This window comes from Pseudomonas sp. PS01297 (assembly GCF_029959305.1).
GTDB lineage: Bacteria > Pseudomonadota > Gammaproteobacteria > Pseudomonadales > Pseudomonadaceae > Aquipseudomonas > Aquipseudomonas helleri.
The window spans coordinates 1-16,090 of sequence record NZ_JASCPQ010000071.1; the positions used below are offsets into that span (position 1 = coordinate 1).

The window sequence follows — 16,090 nt, forward strand, 5'->3', positions numbered from 1 at the left end:
CTTTCTAATTGTTCATCCCATCCTCGGTAGGAGCGAGCTTGCCTCGCAATCTTTTGATCGTTTAAAAGATCGCGAGGCAAGCTCGCTCCTACAGAGTATTTACAACGTGAGCGTGAGTTTTTTGACCACTGCACCCGGTAATAGATTCGATGCAGTCTGGCGTTGGTCGTAGGTGCTGGCCGAGACCAGCAGTTCTCGCTCTGCCGTCAGTGCTTCTAGCTGCGAACCCAGCAGGCTGTACACGCTGTCATCAAACCGCATGGTATTCACCGGGGCCTTGATCTCGCCGTCTTCGACCCAGAACGTGGCGAACCGGGTCATGCCGGTCAGGCGTGCTGCTGGTTGATCAGAATAGTTCAAGTACCACAGGTTGCTGATGTACAGCCCGGTGCCCAACTGCTTGAGGATATCGGCCTGCGCCAGTTGCCCGGCCGCCATTGCCAGTGCGCTGGGTGCTTCGCTGCCCGGCGCGCCGTTGACCTTGAGGCCGTATTCGGCCGCGCTGCGCGAACTCACCAGTTGCTCGGCGGCCTTGCCGTGTTTGACCAGCGACAAGTCCTGGCGCGGGTAGCCCTCGCCGGAAAACGCCGGGCTTAACGACTGGCTCACGTGTTCGTCCAGCGACACCAGCGGGCTCAGCTCGGCATCACCGCCATAGAGCTTTTGCAGCGGGCTGTATTTGCTGGCCAGCGCCTGCGCCGAGAAGCCGCCCCAGCAGAGCATGCTCATGACTTCTTCCAGTGCCGCGGGGGCCAGGTAAGCGCGGTACTCGCCGGGGGCCAGCACGTGGGCCGGGCGGTCGAGATACGCCAACTGCTCGCGGGCCAGTTGCATGCGCTGGGCGAAGCGCTCGCTGTCCCAATGGGCACCGGCGTAGCTGGCTTTAACCGCTTGGCCGTTGCTGTGGAACAGGCTCCAGTCAAAGTTGAAACTGTTGGCCTCATGCCAGCCCAGCGCGCCTTGCGAGCTGGCGTAGCCGTAGCTGATCGGGCCGCTGGCGTAGAAACCGACCAGATCGACCCCGTGGGCGGCGCGGCGGATTTCATCCAGCACTTGCGCCGTGTCCGGCAACGCTTCGGCCTGCTCGGTGTGGCTGTGCCACGGCTCGGGGTTGAGCAGCAGGTACGGGTCTACCGGCAACAGCGGCACGGTGTCGCGCAATTGTTTCAGCGCATCGGCCACCCGTTGTTGGTCAACCGCAGGCTCGCCGGCCAGGGTTATGTTGACGCTGGCATGGCGGCCTTCGTTGATCAGCTTGAGGCCAAGGCTGGCCTGCTGTACCACACCGGCCTGGCGCACTTTGCCCTTGTTGAAGCGAATAAATTCCGAGGTTTCGGCGTTGTAGCCCACGGTGAATTGCTCGGGGCTGACCAGCGCCTTGCGCAGCCACGCCACCAACCCTTCGAACTGCTCGGCCTGACTTATGGGTGTACGCATCAGGCATCCCCTCCAAACACATCAATTTGACTGAATACACAGGCCGGGGACGCATGGCCCACGCGGATCACCTGGTTTGGCTCACCTTTGCCGCAGTTGGGCGTGCCCAATACTTTAAAGGTGCTGGCGTCGCCCACGGCGCTAAGGTTGCGCCAGAACTGCTCGGAAATACCCCGATAGTTGGGGTTTTTCACCACGCCTTTGAGTTCGCCATTTTCGATCAACTGGCCCCATTCGCAGCCGAACTGGAACTTGTTGCGGGCATCGTCAATCGACCATGAGCGGTTGTTGGCCATCAAAATGCCGTGCTCGATGCCGCCAATCAATTGCGCCATGGACTGATCGCCCGGCTCGATATTGAGGTTGGCCATGCGGTCAATCGGGGCGCGGTTCCAGCTGCAGGCGCGGCTGTTGGCCACGCCTTCGAGGCCTGCACGGAACTGCGACAGCGCGCCGCCCAGCGGGCGCAGGAGCAAGCCTTCGCGGATCAAGAATTCTTTGCTCGCCGGGGTGCCGTCATCGTCAAAGCTGTAACTGGCGAGCTGCTCGGGAATCGTCGGATCGAATGTCACGTTGAGCAGTTTGGAGCCGTATTGCAGGCTGCCGAAGTCGCTGGTTTTGACGAAGCTGGTGCCGGCGTAATTGCGCTCGTCACCCAAGATCCGATCCAGCTCCAGCGGGTGGCCGATGGACTCGTGGATCTGCAGGATCATCTGGTCGGGCATCAGCAGCAGGTCGCGGGTGCCTTGCGGGGTGTTGGGGGCGAGTAGCAATTGCAGTGCTTGGTCGGCTACCGTGGGGCCTGCGCCGATCAGCCCGCAGCGGCGGATTACATCGGCGCCGCCTTGCTGGCCAAAATTATCGCGGCCCAGGGTGCGACTTTGGCTGTCTTGGCCGTCGTAGGCGGTCACGCTCATGCCGGGGAAGACAAACCGTTGCGCCTGACGCAGCTCGGCGCCTGCGCTGTTGAGGTAGATCTGCTCGACATGGGTCAGCCCCAGCGAGGCGCCCCAACTCACCAGCCGCTCGTCCTTGGGCACGGCGGCTGACTCGGCGCCCAGCAGCGCATAGCAGTCGCTCAGGGACGGGAACGCCTGATCGAGATCGGGCGAGCAGTAATCAGACTTGGCGCTGGACACCGGCTCGTGGCTCAGGTCGAGCAGCGCGTGGTCAGCGATCAACTGGGCCTGGGCTTCGGCACGTTCCAGCGCGGCTTGCAGCCCCGCCGGTGATAAGTCGTTGGTGGCCGCGTAGGCTTCCACGCCCTTAAGCCGGACGGTCAGCATCGCCCCTTGATCGTGGTTGAAATAAGGCGGTTCTGCGATGTTCTTGCGTACCGACAGGTATTGCCCGGATTCACGTACATAACGCAGCGAAAAGAACTCGGCTCGGGTACGCAGGGCGGCGAAGCGCTGCTTGAGCTGAGGGTAAAAATCGAACATGCACGGACCTCCGAAAGCGGGAAATCGGGTGTACAGCGGGGAGTGAGACGCGAAACGAGGCCCTAGAGTAGGCCTGCGTAGAGGTGGGGGCAAGCGGGGGAGAATGAAACGTGTGTAGCCGCTGCCGCAGGCTGCGATAAGGCCCGCAGGGTCTTCGCTTTTAAAAAGCGCGACCCCTTCGGGCTCGATCGCAGCCTGCGGCAGCGGCTACAGGGGTGTTACTGCGCGGTGCGGCTCACTTCGCGCAGGGGCTTGCCACGCACCGGGGCATCGCCTGCGACGTAGTAGTCGGCGGTGCTGCGCGGCAATGGCTGGCGGCCACGGATCTTGTCGGCGATTTTCTCGGCGATCATGATCGTCGGCGCGTTCAGGTTACCGGTGGTGATCAGCGGCATGATCGAGGCATCGACCACACGCAGACCTTGCAGGCCATGCACGCGACCTTCGCCGTCAACCACGGCCATCTCGTCGGTGCCCATTTTGCACGAGCAGGACGGGTGGAAGGCCGTTTCGGCGTGTTCACGGATAAACGTGTCCAGCTCTTCGTCGGTCTGCTTGTCGATGCCCGGGCTGATTTCACGGCCACGGTAAGCGTCCAGTGCCGGTTGCTGCATGATTTCACGGGTCAGGCGGATGCCGTCGCGGAACTCTTGCCAGTCTTGCTCGGTGGACATGTAGTTGAACAGGATGCTCGGGTATTCACGCGGGTCGCGGGACTTCACGTTGACCCGGCCACGGCTCGGCGAACGCATGGAACCCATGTGCGCCTGGAAGCCGTGCTCTTTCACACCGTTGCTGCCGTTGTAGTTAATCGCCACCGGCAAGAAGTGGTACTGAATGTTCGGCCAGTCGAAATGCTCGCGGGTGCGGATAAAGCCACCGGCTTCGAACTGGTTGCTGGCACCAATGCCTTTGCCGGCGAACAGCCACTCGGCGCCAATGGCCGGCTGGTTCCACCACAGCAGCGACGGGTACAGCGACACCGGCTGAGTGCACGCGTATTGCAGGTACAGCTCAAGGTGGTCTTGCAGGTTCTGGCCAACGCCCGGCAGGTCATGCACCACCGGGATGTCGAGGCTGTTGAGCAGTTCGGCCGGGCCTACACCCGAGCGTTGCAGTACAGTCGGCGAACCGATGGCGCCGCTGCACAGCAGGACTTCTTTGCGCGCCTTGGCTTCAATGCGCACGTGGTTGTCGCCGGTCATGTAATGCACGCCGACCGCACGCTTGCCTTCAAAGATAATCTTGTCGGTCAGGGCGTGGGTGACGATGGTCAACGTCGGGCGTTGTTTGGCGATGTCCAGGTAACCGCGAGCGGTGCTGGCGCGACGGCCGTTTGGCGTCACGGTACGGTCCATCGGGCCGAAGCCTTCTTGCTGGTAGCCGTTCAAGTCTTCGGTGCGCGGGTAACCGGCTTGCACGCCTGCTTCAACCATGGCGTGGAACAGCACGTTGTTACCGGCTTTAGGCGTGGTCACACTGACCGGGCCATCGCCACCGTGGTAATCGTTGGGGCCGATGTCGCGGGTTTCTGCCTTGCGGAAATACGGCAGGCAGTCCAGGTACGACCAGTCTTCCAGGCCAGGGTTTTTTGCCCAGCCGTCGTAGTCCATCGCGTTACCACGGATGTAGCACATACCGTTGATCAGCGACGAACCGCCTAGGCCCTTGCCACGGCCACATTCCATGCGGCGGCCGTCCATGTGCGGTTCCGGGTCGGTTTCAAACGCCCAGTTATAGCGACGGCCTTGCAACGGGAACGCCAGCGCGGCAGGCATTTGGGTACGGAAGTCGAAACGGTAGTCCGGGCCGCCTGCTTCAAGCAGCAGCACGGTGACGCCTTGGTCTTCAGTCAGACGGGTCGCCAGGGTGTTACCGGCAGAGCCGGCACCAATGATGATGTAGTCGAATTCTTGGGACATAAAATGCACCCTCTTTGATGTAGGTCAGATCACTGGAACCCTGTAGGAGCGAGCTAGCCTCGCGATCTTTAAAAAGATCAAAAGATCGCGAGACGAGCTCGCTCCTACAGGTATTACGTTTTGGGCTTAGAACACCGAAACGTAGTCGCCCAGCTCTACCTGTACCGATTTGATCTGGGTGTACTGGGCCAGCGAGCTGATGCCGTTTTCACGGCCAATGCCCGATTGCTTGTAACCGCCCACCGGCATTTTTGCGTCGGACTCGCCCCACGCGTTGATCCAGCAAATGCCCGCTTCCAGCTGATGAATCACGCGGTGCGCGCGGTTCAGGTCTTTGGTGACGATACCGGCGGCCAGGCCGAACTCGGTGTCGTTGGCGCGGCGGATCACTTCTTCTTCGGTGTCGTACGTCAGGATGCTCATCACCGGGCCAAAGATTTCTTCTTTGACGATGGTCATCTCGTCGGTGCAGTCAGTGAACACGGTCGGGGCCACGAAGGCGCCTTTGCCCAGTGCGCCTTCGGTCAGACGTTCGCCGCCGCACAGCACGCGGGCGCCTTCTTCTTTACCCTTGGCAATGTAGCCCAGCACGCTTTCCATGTGAGCAAAGCTGACCAGCGGGCCGAAGTTGGTGTTTTCGTCTTCCGGGTTGCCGATGCGGATGCGCGCAACGCGCTCCAAAATCTTGGCTTCGAAAGCGGCTTTGAGTGCGGTTGGCACGAACACGCGGGTGCCGTTGGTGCACACCTGGCCCGAGCTGTAGAAGTTGGCCATCATCGCGGTGTCAGCCGCGCGGTCCAGGTCAGCGTCGTCAAAAATGATCAGTGGCGACTTGCCGCCCAGTTCCATGGTCACTTCCTTCAAGGAAGAGCTGGTGGCGCTGGAGGTCACTTTTTTGCCGGTGTCGGTGCCGCCGGTGAACGAGATTTTCTCGATGCGCGGGTGCTCGGTCAGCCAGGTGCCGACTTCACGGCCGCTGCCGGTCAGAACGTTGAACACGCCGTCTGGCAGGCCCGCTTCGGTGAAGATCTCAGCTAGCTTCAAGGTGGTCAGCGAGGTGACTTCGCTTGGCTTGAAGATCATCGCGTTACCGGCCGCCAGGGCCGGTGCGGATTTCCACAGGGCGATCTGGATCGGGTAGTTCCAGGCGCCAATACCGGCCACAACGCCCAGCGGCTCGCGGCGGGTGTAAACGAAAGAGGTGGTGCGCAGCGGGATCTGTTCGCCTTCGATGGCGGGCGCCAGGCCTGCGTAGTATTCCAGCACGTCGGCGCCGGTGACGATGTCGACGTAACGGGTTTCGGAGTACGACTTGCCGGTGTCCAGGGTTTCCAGAGCCGCCAGTTCATCGTTGCGCTCGCGCAGGATCTCAACGGCGCGACGCAGAATGCGCGAACGCTCCATGGAGGTCATGGCGGCCCAGATTTTCTGGCCTTTTTCAGCGCTGACAACAGCGCGCTCGACGTCTTCCTTGGTCGCACGTTGCACTTGTGCGAGGACTTCGCCGTTAGCCGGGTTGATGGCATCGAAAGTAGCGTCGCTACCGGCGTCGGTGTAGCCGCCGTCGATGTAGAGTTTTTGCAATTCGAAACGGGCCATAAAATCCTCGCAAGTGCAGACAAGTGGTGGGCGTTAATCGTCAATCGGGTGCCATCTAACTGTGGCAGCGCAGATTCACGACAGTTCAGGGGTTAAGCGTTAATTGAGGCCTAACTCACCTGTTTCGCCAGTTGTAGATCCATGTATTCGTAGCAGATGCGTTGTGCCTGTTCGGTGTCGAAAGCGTCACCCGACAGAGCACCCCGCAACCATAGACCATCGATGAGAGCTGCCAGGCCCCGTGCAGCGTTGCGGGCTTGAGCCTGCGGCAACACGCGACGAAATTGGCAGCACAGATTGGAGTACAAGCGGTGATCGTTGATCCGCTGCAATCTGTGCAACGACGGTTGGTGCATGCTGGCTGCCCAAAAGGCCAACCAGGTTTTCATCGCCGGGCCACTGACCTGGCTCGCGTCGAAGTTGCCTTCAACGATCACCTTCAAGTGCGCCCTTGGGCTGTCATCGTCGAGTGCTTGGCGGCGCTCGGCGACGTTATCGATCAAAACGTTCATCAGATACCGCATGGTGGCGGCGATCAGACCGTTCTTGTCCTTGAAATAGTGACTGATGATGCCGTTTGAAACGCCCGCCAAACGGGCGATTAGCGCAATGCTGGCATCTGCCATCCCGACCTGATCGACCGCCGTCAAAGTGGCTTCGATCAACTGCTGGCGGCGTATGGGTTGCATACCGACCTTGGGCATTGTGTGCATCTCCTTGGGGCCGGCGCGCAGCGCATGACAATCACTGAACGACGGCCAGTCTATTTTGTTTTGATTGAACGTTCAATCAACAAAGAATAAGATCTGCGACAATTCGTCGCGTGCTGTGGTGCTTTTCCTACAACAAGTGCCGAAAAACGACACGGTAAATACCGCCGGATCCCCTGCGTTTGTAGGAGCGAGCTTGCCTCGCGATCTTTTCAACGGATCAAAAGATCGCGAGCAAGCTCGCTCCTACAGAAGCAGGCCCTGCTCAGGGACAGGCAGGGTCCGGTTTTTTTAGCGGTGTCTTTATATCACTCGACCGTTGGTCGCTATGTAACCGATTGGTCGAGTGGTGCGTTGCCTTTAGTCCTTGTGTCGCACTTGCCTGGAGCACCCGTGCAATGAGTTCTGCCTCTCTTATAAAGACCCCGCCACAAAAGGTGACGGTCAATGGTTGGGTGTTTTACACCTCTACCGCCTTGATACTGTTGTTGACTGCCATCCTGATCGCCTTCCCTGAAGAAGCCGGGCACATTCTGGGCGTTGCCCAAGAGTGGCTGTCGCGCAGCTTCGGCTGGTACTACATGGTGGTCATCGCCGCCTATCTGATTTTTGTCGTGGGCCTGGCGTTCTCGTCCTACGGCAAACTGAAACTGGGCACCAAGCAAGACACCCCCGACTTCAGTTACGGCGCGTGGGCCGGGATGCTGTTCTCGTCGGGTATCGGCATTTCCTTGCTGTACTTCGGCGCGTCCGAGCCGCTGGACCACTTCTTCAACCCGCCAGAAGGCGTGTCGGCCAGCCATGAAGCGGCGCGTCAGGCGTTGCAACTGACCTTTTTGCACTGGGGCCTGCACGGCTGGGCGATCTACGCACTGGTGGGGTTGGCCGTGGCCTACTTTGCTTACCGCCACAACCAACCGCTGGCGCTGCGTTCGGCGCTGTACCCGCTGATGGGCGAGCGTTGGGTCAAAGGCGCGGCGGGCCACGCGGTCGACGGCTTCGGCATGTTCGTGACCCTGCTCGGCCTGGTGACCAACCTGGGCATCGGCTCGATGCAAGTGTCGTCCGGGCTGGAAAACCTCTTCGGCATGGCGCACAGCAACACCAACCTGCTGATCGTGATCATCGTGATGAGCACCGTGGCCACCATCGCGGCGGTCTCGGGCGTTGAAAACGGCATTCGTCGGCTGTCCAACCTGAACATCATCCTGTTCAGCGGCCTGCTGATTTTCGTGCTGTTGTTTGGCCCTACCTTGCACCTGCTTAACGGCTTTGTGCAGAACGTGGGTGATTACCTCAACGGCATCATCATGAAAACCTTCGACCTGTACGTGTACGAAGGCGACAGCAAGAAAACCGAAGGCTGGCTGGGACTGTGGACTCTGTTCTACTGGGCCTGGTGGATTTCCTGGGCACCATTTGTGGGCATGTTCATCGCGCGTATTTCCCGTGGTCGTACCGTGCGTGAACTGGTCGCCGGCGTGCTGTTGATTCCGCTGGGCTTCACCCTGGCGTGGCTGTCGATTTTCGGTAACTCGGCACTGGACCTGGTGGTGAATCAGGGCGCGGTAGAACTGGGCAAAACTGCCCTTGAACAACCGTCGATGGCGATTTACCAACTGCTTGAGCATTACCCCGCGTCGAAAATCGTGATTGGTGTGTCGATTTTTGTTGGCTTCGTGTTGTTCCTGACCCCGGCGGATTCGGGCGCGGTGATGATGGCCAACCTGTCGTGCAAAGGCGGCGACGTAGACGAAGACGCGCCGCACTGGCTGCGCATTTTCTGGTCGGTGGTGATCACCCTGGTGACCATTGGCTTGTTGTTTGCCGGTAACTTTGCAGCCATGCAAACCATGGTGGTGCTGGCGGGCCTGCCGTTCTCGGTGGTGCTGGTGCTGTTTATGTTTGGCCTGCACAAAGCCATGCGCCAAGACACCTTGGTAGAGCAAGAGCAAGCGGAACTGGCGGCCCGTGGTCGTCGTGGTTTCAGCGAGCGTTTGACCACCCAGGACCTGCAACCGACCCAGGCGGTGGTGCAGCGCTTTATGGACAGGCACGTGACCCCGGCGCTGGAAGAAGCGGCGGCGCAATTGCGTGCTCAAGGCCTGCACGTGCAAACCCTGTTGGGCGCCGCCAAGCGCTGCATGGGTGTGCGAGTAGACATGGAAGAAGGCAACCCGTTTGTCTACGAAGTGAGCCTGGACGGCTACCTGGCCGCGCCGAGCGACTCCGGGCAAGACGAAGTGCGCAGCCGTTACTACCGGGCCGAGGTGTACCTGCACAACGGCAACCAGGAGTACGACTTGATGGGCTTCACTGACGAGCAAATCTGCCGCGACGTGCTCGATCAGTTTGAAAGCCATCGCCAGCTCCTTGGCCGCGTTTACAGCTAAGAGCATCGAGCATGTAGCCGCTGCCGCAGGCTGCGATGGGTTGCGAAGCGACCCTGCTGTTGAAGGCCCTGCGGTCCTTATCGCAGCCTTCGGCAGCGGCTACATGATGGCTTAACCCAAATTCTTGCCCAACAACGCGTGATACAACTCGGTATCACCCAGTATCCCCACCACTTTCTGATTGTCGTGCAGCACCAGTTTGTTACCGGTCTGGTAACGAATTTGCAGCGCATCGCGCATGCCGATATTAGAGTCCACCAGCGTCGGCCTGCGGCCCAGGCTGTCGACCGATTGCCCGCTTTTCCATTGCTGTAAATCCACCACGCCCGCGCCATTGCGCACGCCTTTGATGGTGTTGCCTTCGTGCAGGTCGATCCACGAATCATCCCCCGGATCAATGCACACCGAGCCGTTGATACGTTTGCAGTTGTCCAGCGTGCGCATCAGGCTGCGCCCGCACAACACGTTCAGCGGGTTGGTGTGCGCGACAAACGTGCGCACGTAGTCATCGGCCGGGTTGAGCACGATTTCTTCCGGCTTGCTGTACTGGATGATCTTGCCGTCTTTCATGATCGCGATGCGGCTGCCCAGTTTCAGCGCCTCATCCAGGTCGTGGCTGACAAACACGATGGTCTTGCTGAGCTTGCGTTGCAGTTCCAGCAACTCGTCTTGCAGGCCCTGACGAATCAGCGGGTCGAGCGCAGAGAAGGGTTCGTCCATCAGCAGAATGTCGGCGTCCATCGCCAGCGCCCGCGCCAGGCCAACACGCTGCTGCATGCCGCCGCTCAATTCGTCGGGCTTTTTATTGCGCCATTGGCTCAGGCCCACCAGCTCCAGCTTTTCATCCACCAGCGCCTTGCGCTCTTTTTCAGGGCGGCCCTGCATTTCCAGGCCAAAGCTGATGTTCTCGCGCACCGTCAGCCAGGGCATCAGGGCGAACTTTTGAAAGACCATGGCAATGCGCTTGGTGCGCATCATTTTCAGCTCGGCGGGGGTACACGAGGCGATGTCGATTTGCTTGCCTTCGTGCTCCACAAACAACTGGCCACGGCTCACCGTGTTGAGGCCGTTGATACAGCGCAGCAAGCTGGATTTGCCCGAGCCGGACAAGCCCATGAGCACGCAGATTTCACCTTTGTCGATGTCCAGGCTGGCCTTTTCAACGCCGACAATCTGCCCGGTTTTTTTCAGGATCTGATCCCGCGAAAGGCCCTCATCCAGCAGCCTCAGCGCCTCACGCGGTTTTTTGGCGAAGATCACGTCAACCTTGTCGAAGCGAATAATACTCATGCGTCAGCTCCTTTTTTGGCGTCCGGCTGTTTGCAGATCCGGTCGAGCATGATCGCCAGCAACACAATCGCCAGCCCGGCTTCAAAGCCCAGCGCGATGTCAGCCGTGTTCAGGGCGTTGACCACCGGTTTGCCCAGGCCATCAGCACCCACCAGCGCGGCGATCACCACCATCGACAGCGACAGCATGATGCACTGGGTCACCCCGGCCGCGATGCTCGGCATGGCGTGGGGCAGTTCGATACGGGTGAGCAACTGGCGGCGCGAACAGCCAAACGCCTTGCCGGCATCCAGCAGTTCATGGGGCACGTCACGAATGCCCAGGTAGGTGAGGCGGATCGGCGCGGCAATCGCAAACACCACGGTCGAAATCAGCCCCGGCACCACGCCCAGACCAAACAGGGTCAAGGTAGGGATGAGGTACACAAACGTCGGCACGGTTTGCATCAAGTCCAGCACCGGGCGCATGCACGTATACACCGCCGGTTTATGCGCGGCGACAATGCCCAGCGGCACGCCGATGATCACGCAGACAAAGGTGGCAAACACCACCTGCGCGAGGGTTTCCATGGTTTCTTGCCAATACCCCAGGTTGAGGATCAGCAAAAATGACAACGCAACAAAGACCGTAAGCCCCCACTTGCGTTGAATCAGGTGGGCAAACAACGCGATCAACCCGATAAACGCCAGCGGGTTGAACCAGGTCAGCGCAAACGTCACGCCATGGATCATGGCTTCGAGTGTGGTCGCAATGGCATCGAAGATATTGGCGCCATGTTTGGTCAGCCAGTCGACGAAGTCGGCGATGTACTCGCCCAACGGGATTTTGTGATCTATCAGCATGGTATGAACGTCCGCATGCAAGTGGAGTGAAAACGGAGCCAGGGCGGCAAGCCGGCTGGCGTCCGCGATTACTTCGCGAGGCTGGCCTTGACCGCCTCAAGCCCCGGCTTGCCATCAACCGTGGTCACACCCGCGAGCCAGGTGTCGAGCACCTGCGGGTTCTGTTTAAGCCAGGCCTTGGCAGCCACATCCGGCTTGATCTTGTCGTCCAGCACCTTGCCCATCAGCGTGCTTTCCATGTCGAGGGTGAACACCAGGTTTTTCAGCAACTGACCAACGTTGCTGCATTCCTGTGTGTAGCCTTTGCGGGTGTTGGTGTAGATGGTGGCCTGGCCGAAGTTGGGGCCAAAAAAATCATCGCCACCGGTGAGGTACTTCATCTTGAAGCGGGTGTTCATGGGGTGCGGTTCCCAGCCCAAAAACACCACGTCGGTGCCGCGTCGCTGAGCGCGTTCGACTTGCGACAACATCCCGGCTTCGCTCGACTCAACCACCTTGAAGCCTGCGTCCTTGAGGCCAAATGCGTTCTTGTCGATCATGCTTTGAATCGTGCGATTGCCGTCGTTGCCCGGTTCGATCCCGTAGATCTTGCCGTCCAGTTCCTTCTTGAATTTAGGCAGGTCAGCGAAGTCCTTAAGGCCCTTGTCATACAGCGCCTGCGGTACGGCGAGGGTGTACTTGGCGTTTTCCAGGTTGGCGCGCACCGTTTCAACAGTGCCCGCATCGCGGTAGGCCTTGATGTCGTTTTCCATGGTGGGCATCCAGTTGCCCAAAAAGACGTCCATGTTTTTGCCATCGGCCAGGGACTTGTACGTCACCGGCACCGAAATCATGGTGGTTTTGGTTTTGTAGCCCAGTGCATCCAGTACTGCGCTGGTGACCGCCGTGGTGACCGCGATATCGGTCCAGCCCACGTCCGAAAAATTAACCGTGCTGCACTGCGCAGGCTCGGCAGCCTGGGCGATGGCGGGCAGACTCAGTACGGCAGCCAACAGCAAAGGGTAGGAATGTTTCATGCAACGACTCCTGTGTGTCTGGGTGGCAGTTTTCGATCGAAAAGCCGCCCCCTCGGGTGATGCCGGTTGGCATCTGGCAATCGAGTCGAGACTGATCATGTAACAGCCAAAATCAAACGCCTACCGCCCGCGTCGCATCCAGTACAGGCAGGGTCGTATCTGATACCTGCGAGGTCGCATTTGGACGTTTCCTCCCCAAAAACCGCACTTTTCCCGCGTCTGATCCGCATAAAACGGCGACGGCGCTGGCAGACAATAGCGAGTCGTTGCTGGACGTTTTCAGGGGCTGGAAACCGACCATGATGCGAGCACTCATTACGAGGCTCGTCCCCATGGCTATCAGCGTGTTTGACCTGTTCAAGATCGGCATTGGCCCCTCCAGCTCCCACACCGTGGGGCCCATGCGGGCTGCTGCGCTGTTTGTGCAGGGGTTGCGCGAACGCGACCAACTGCAACAGGTGCGACGCATTGAGGTGCAGCTTTACGGTTCCCTGTCGGCCACCGGCATCGGGCATGGCAGCGACAACGCCGTGATCATGGGCCTGATGGGCGAGTGGCCAGACGCCATTGACCCGGCGCAGATCGCCCCGCGCATCGCTGAGCTGCACGACAGCCAGACCTTGCTGCTCGATGGTTATTTGCCCATCCCGTTTGTGTGGGCCAGCGACATGCGCCTGCTCGACGAAAACCTGCCGTTCCACCCCAACGCCATGACCCTGATCGCCGAGACGGATAATGGCGAACTGCACCGCGACACTTACTACTCGGTGGGCGGGGGGTTTGTGGTGGATGCGGCGCAAGCGGCCAGCGGCGTCATGGACATGGACCGCACCGAGTTGCCCTATGACTTTGGCAGCGCTGTGGAACTGCTTGATTTGTGCCGCGAACATCACCTGAGCGTGGCCGCCTTGATGATGGCCAACGAACGCACCTGGCGCAGCGAAGATGAAATCCGCTGTGGCCTGATCAAGCTTTGGCGCGCCATGCAGGACTGCGTCGAGCACGGCTTGAAACACGAAGGCATCCTGCCCGGCGGCCTCAACGTGCGCCGCCGCGCCGCCCGTTTGCACCGCAGCTTGCAGGAACTGGGCAAGCCCAACGTGATCGGCTCAACCTTGAGCGCCATGGAATGGGTCAACTTGTTCGCCCTGGCGGTCAACGAAGAAAACGCCGCAGGCGGGCGCATGGTGACGGCGCCCACCAACGGCGCGGCGGGCATCATCCCGGCGGTGCTGCACTACTTTATGAAGTTCAGCGACGAGGTTAGCGAAGCCAACGTCGTCGACTACTTATTAAGCGCGGCGGCGATTGGCATTTTGTGCAAAAAGAACGCCTCGATTTCGGGTGCCGAAGTGGGTTGCCAGGGCGAAGTCGGTTCGGCCTGCGCCATGGCTGCGGCCGGGCTGGCGCAAATCCTCGGGGCCAGCCCCGAGCAACTGTGCAACGCTGCTGAAATTGGTCTGGAACACAACCTGGGCCTCACCTGTGACCCGGTGGGCGGGCTGGTGCAAGTGCCGTGCATCGAGCGCAACGCCATTGCGGCGGTCAAAGCCATCAACGCCGCGCAAATGGCCCTGCGCGGGGACGGTCAGCACTTCATCTCACTGGACCGGGTGATCCGCACCATGCGCGACACCGGCGCCGACATGCACGACAAATACAAAGAAACCTCACGCGGCGGGTTAGCCGTGAGTGCCGTGGAATGTTGATAACTGTAGGAGCGAGCTTGCCTCGCGATCTTTTAACGATCAAAAGATCGCGAGACAAGCTCGCTCCTACAGGGGCTGAACCTAGCAGTTCTGCCAGTAGGCAATGAGTCGTGCAGGGCACAAGGTAATGGCATTTGCTGACCTATGGATGTGTCTATGCTCCGCCTCTACCGTTACGACCCACTTGATCGACTGACAGACGTTGCCGGTCACCAGCGCTTCTACAACCAGGCCCGTTTAGCCACCGAAATCCAGGGCACAGTGCCGCGCAGTGTGTTTCAGGTGGGCGATCACTTGTTGGCCGAGGGCGGAGTGGATGGCAGCAACCTGCTGGCCACCGACCTGCAACGCTCGGTGTTGCACGCAGTAAACCCCGATAAAACCCAACCGATTGTTTACAACGCGTATGGCCATCGCCCGGCTGAAAGCGGCCTGGCCAGTGTGCTGGGCTTTAATGGCGAACGGGCTGATCCGGTGACGGGGCATTATTTATTGGGCAATGGCTATCGGGCGTTTAACCCGGTGTTGATGCGTTTTAACAGCCCGGACAGTTGGAGCCCGTTTGGGCGGGGCGGGATTAATAGTTATGGGTATGCGGGGGGCGATCCGGTTAATCGGGTTGATCCCAGCGGGCATTTTTGGCGTGCGTTGAAAAATTGGTTGTTTAAGTCAGGGAGTAAAAGATCTCTCGCAGTACAGGCGGCTCCCGTCATTGCCAGACGTAGCTCAATCGACCTGGAGAGCCAGTTAATGATGGATTTTAAAGTGTTAATGCCGAATATTTATGCGGGCCGAACAGTAGCCAATGATCATAAATTCTCGAGGCTTGAGGTAGTAGGGCATGGTGGTTTTTATGAACACGGTGGTAAACAGGTAGGCGTTATTGCTTCTAGTGGCCAAGCGTTTACAGCAGAAGAACTGGGTAAAGCGCTAGTGTCAAATGGGCTTATGAAGAAGGCCAAAGAGGTCAATTTAATAATGTGTCATTCTGCAGATGTGGCCAGCTATACGGGAAAATCTTTTGCTCAAGAACTCTCTGATTATTTGAATGTACCCGTAACGGGTTACAAGGGGGAGGTACAGCGCAGGCCTTCAAGTTACCTGCTGGATGTTGTTGATAGTACCGCAGCCGATCCAATGGCTCGCTATATACGCGTGAGTTCAATGGTTTCAGATAGAGCAGCTCTTATCAGGCAAGGGTTATCCAGTGATTACTATAGACCAGTAACTTTTACACCCGGATAAGCCCGATTTCAATCCAATACGCAGTGCTTTTAACGCGCCTGCTTGCACTCAGGCGCGTGCCGTTTAGTGCGTGACCAGACGGTCCAGCGATGTATCGACAAAGGTCTTGGCCAGCTCCGCCAAGTGCCCTATGGATAGCACCACATCGCGCTGATTGCCGCTCAAACCATTCCCCGCCTCACTCGCCGAAGCAACCATGCAGCGCAACAAGTCTGACGCCTGGGCCAAAGCCGCTTCTAAATTGACGCTGCCGGGTATGGCATACATGGCCTGATCCATGTGCCGTGGAGGCTTATGGTTGTGCAGGTAGTAATCAAGAGCGCGATCGGCCGCCGCACGGTCCAGTAACTGTGACGTGCGCTCAACGGCATCGGGGGATGTGGCAGGTGGATCGGGTGTCAGTTTTTTCATGGTTACAGCTCCAACCTCGTTAAGGGAACTGACACCTGTCGCGACTAAACGAATGGGTGGCAGCCGTACGCAGG

General features: G+C 59.3%; 12 protein-coding genes. 3 read left to right on the top strand and 9 right to left on the bottom strand.

The window, feature by feature from the left end:
• Window positions 1-99 precede the first annotated feature (99 nt).
• From QMX84_RS19000 to betI, 5 genes are all read right to left on the bottom strand, one after another.
• Complete coding sequence (locus tag QMX84_RS19000; protein ID WP_282364517.1) at window positions 100-1,437, bottom strand: TldD/PmbA family protein; 1,338 nt, start codon at window positions 1,435-1,437, stop codon at window positions 100-102.
• A complete protein-coding gene (locus tag QMX84_RS19005; protein WP_282364518.1) occupies window positions 1,437-2,879 on the bottom strand; it encodes a TldD/PmbA family protein in 1,443 nt (480 codons plus the stop codon). Before QMX84_RS19005 ends, QMX84_RS19000 begins: the two co-directional genes overlap by 1 nt.
• Window positions 2,880-3,097: 218 nt before the next feature.
• Complete coding sequence (gene betA, locus QMX84_RS19010) at window positions 3,098-4,801, bottom strand: choline dehydrogenase (protein ID WP_048373952.1); 1,704 nt, start codon at window positions 4,799-4,801, stop codon at window positions 3,098-3,100.
• 126 nt (window positions 4,802-4,927) lie between these two features.
• A complete protein-coding gene (gene betB, locus QMX84_RS19015) occupies window positions 4,928-6,400 on the bottom strand; it encodes a betaine-aldehyde dehydrogenase (RefSeq protein ID WP_048373953.1) in 1,473 nt (490 codons plus the stop codon).
• Window positions 6,401-6,510: 110 nt separating this feature from the next.
• Window positions 6,511-7,104 (bottom strand): transcriptional regulator BetI, encoded by a 594-nt coding sequence (gene betI, locus QMX84_RS19020; RefSeq protein ID WP_048373954.1) that lies wholly within the window; start codon window positions 7,102-7,104, stop codon window positions 6,511-6,513.
• Window positions 7,105-7,565: 461 nt separating this feature from the next.
• Between betI and QMX84_RS19025 the strand changes: the two genes are divergently transcribed.
• Entirely contained in the window at window positions 7,566-9,503 is a 1,938-nt protein-coding gene (locus QMX84_RS19025; RefSeq protein WP_262123660.1) for a BCCT family transporter, read from the top strand.
• Window positions 9,504-9,614: 111 nt separating this feature from the next.
• Here QMX84_RS19025 and choV read toward each other — a convergent pair whose 3' ends face one another.
• The 3 genes from choV to QMX84_RS19040 all read right to left on the bottom strand — a co-directional run bounded on the left by choV (window position 9,615) and on the right by QMX84_RS19040 (window position 12,651).
• The gene (choV, locus tag QMX84_RS19030; protein WP_048373959.1) at window positions 9,615-10,793 is read right to left on the bottom strand and encodes a choline ABC transporter ATP-binding protein; all 1,179 of its coding nucleotides are present in this window, start codon (window positions 10,791-10,793) and stop codon (window positions 9,615-9,617) included.
• Complete coding sequence (gene choW / locus QMX84_RS19035) at window positions 10,790-11,635, bottom strand: choline ABC transporter permease subunit (protein ID WP_048373962.1); 846 nt, start codon at window positions 11,633-11,635, stop codon at window positions 10,790-10,792. Before choW ends, choV begins: the two co-directional genes overlap by 4 nt.
• 68 nt (window positions 11,636-11,703) lie before the next feature.
• Window positions 11,704-12,651: a choline ABC transporter substrate-binding protein gene (locus QMX84_RS19040; protein WP_262123657.1), complete on the bottom strand. Its 948-nt coding sequence runs from the start codon at window positions 12,649-12,651 to the stop codon at window positions 11,704-11,706.
• A 332-nt stretch (window positions 12,652-12,983) separates the two neighbouring features.
• Between QMX84_RS19040 and QMX84_RS19045 the strand changes: the two genes are divergently transcribed.
• Together QMX84_RS19045 and QMX84_RS19050 are read left to right on the top strand one after the other, a co-directional pair.
• Window positions 12,984-14,360, top strand: coding sequence for an L-serine ammonia-lyase (locus QMX84_RS19045; RefSeq protein ID WP_282364519.1), 1,377 nt, complete (start codon window positions 12,984-12,986; stop codon window positions 14,358-14,360).
• 156 nt (window positions 14,361-14,516) lie between these two features.
• The gene (locus tag QMX84_RS19050; protein WP_282364520.1) at window positions 14,517-15,605 is read left to right on the top strand and encodes an RHS repeat-associated core domain-containing protein; all 1,089 of its coding nucleotides are present in this window, start codon (window positions 14,517-14,519) and stop codon (window positions 15,603-15,605) included.
• A 63-nt stretch (window positions 15,606-15,668) separates the two neighbouring features.
• Here QMX84_RS19050 and QMX84_RS19055 read toward each other — a convergent pair whose 3' ends face one another.
• Window positions 15,669-16,016 (bottom strand): DUF3077 domain-containing protein, encoded by a 348-nt coding sequence (locus QMX84_RS19055; RefSeq protein ID WP_048373969.1) that lies wholly within the window; start codon window positions 16,014-16,016, stop codon window positions 15,669-15,671.
• Window positions 16,017-16,090 lie beyond the last annotated feature (74 nt).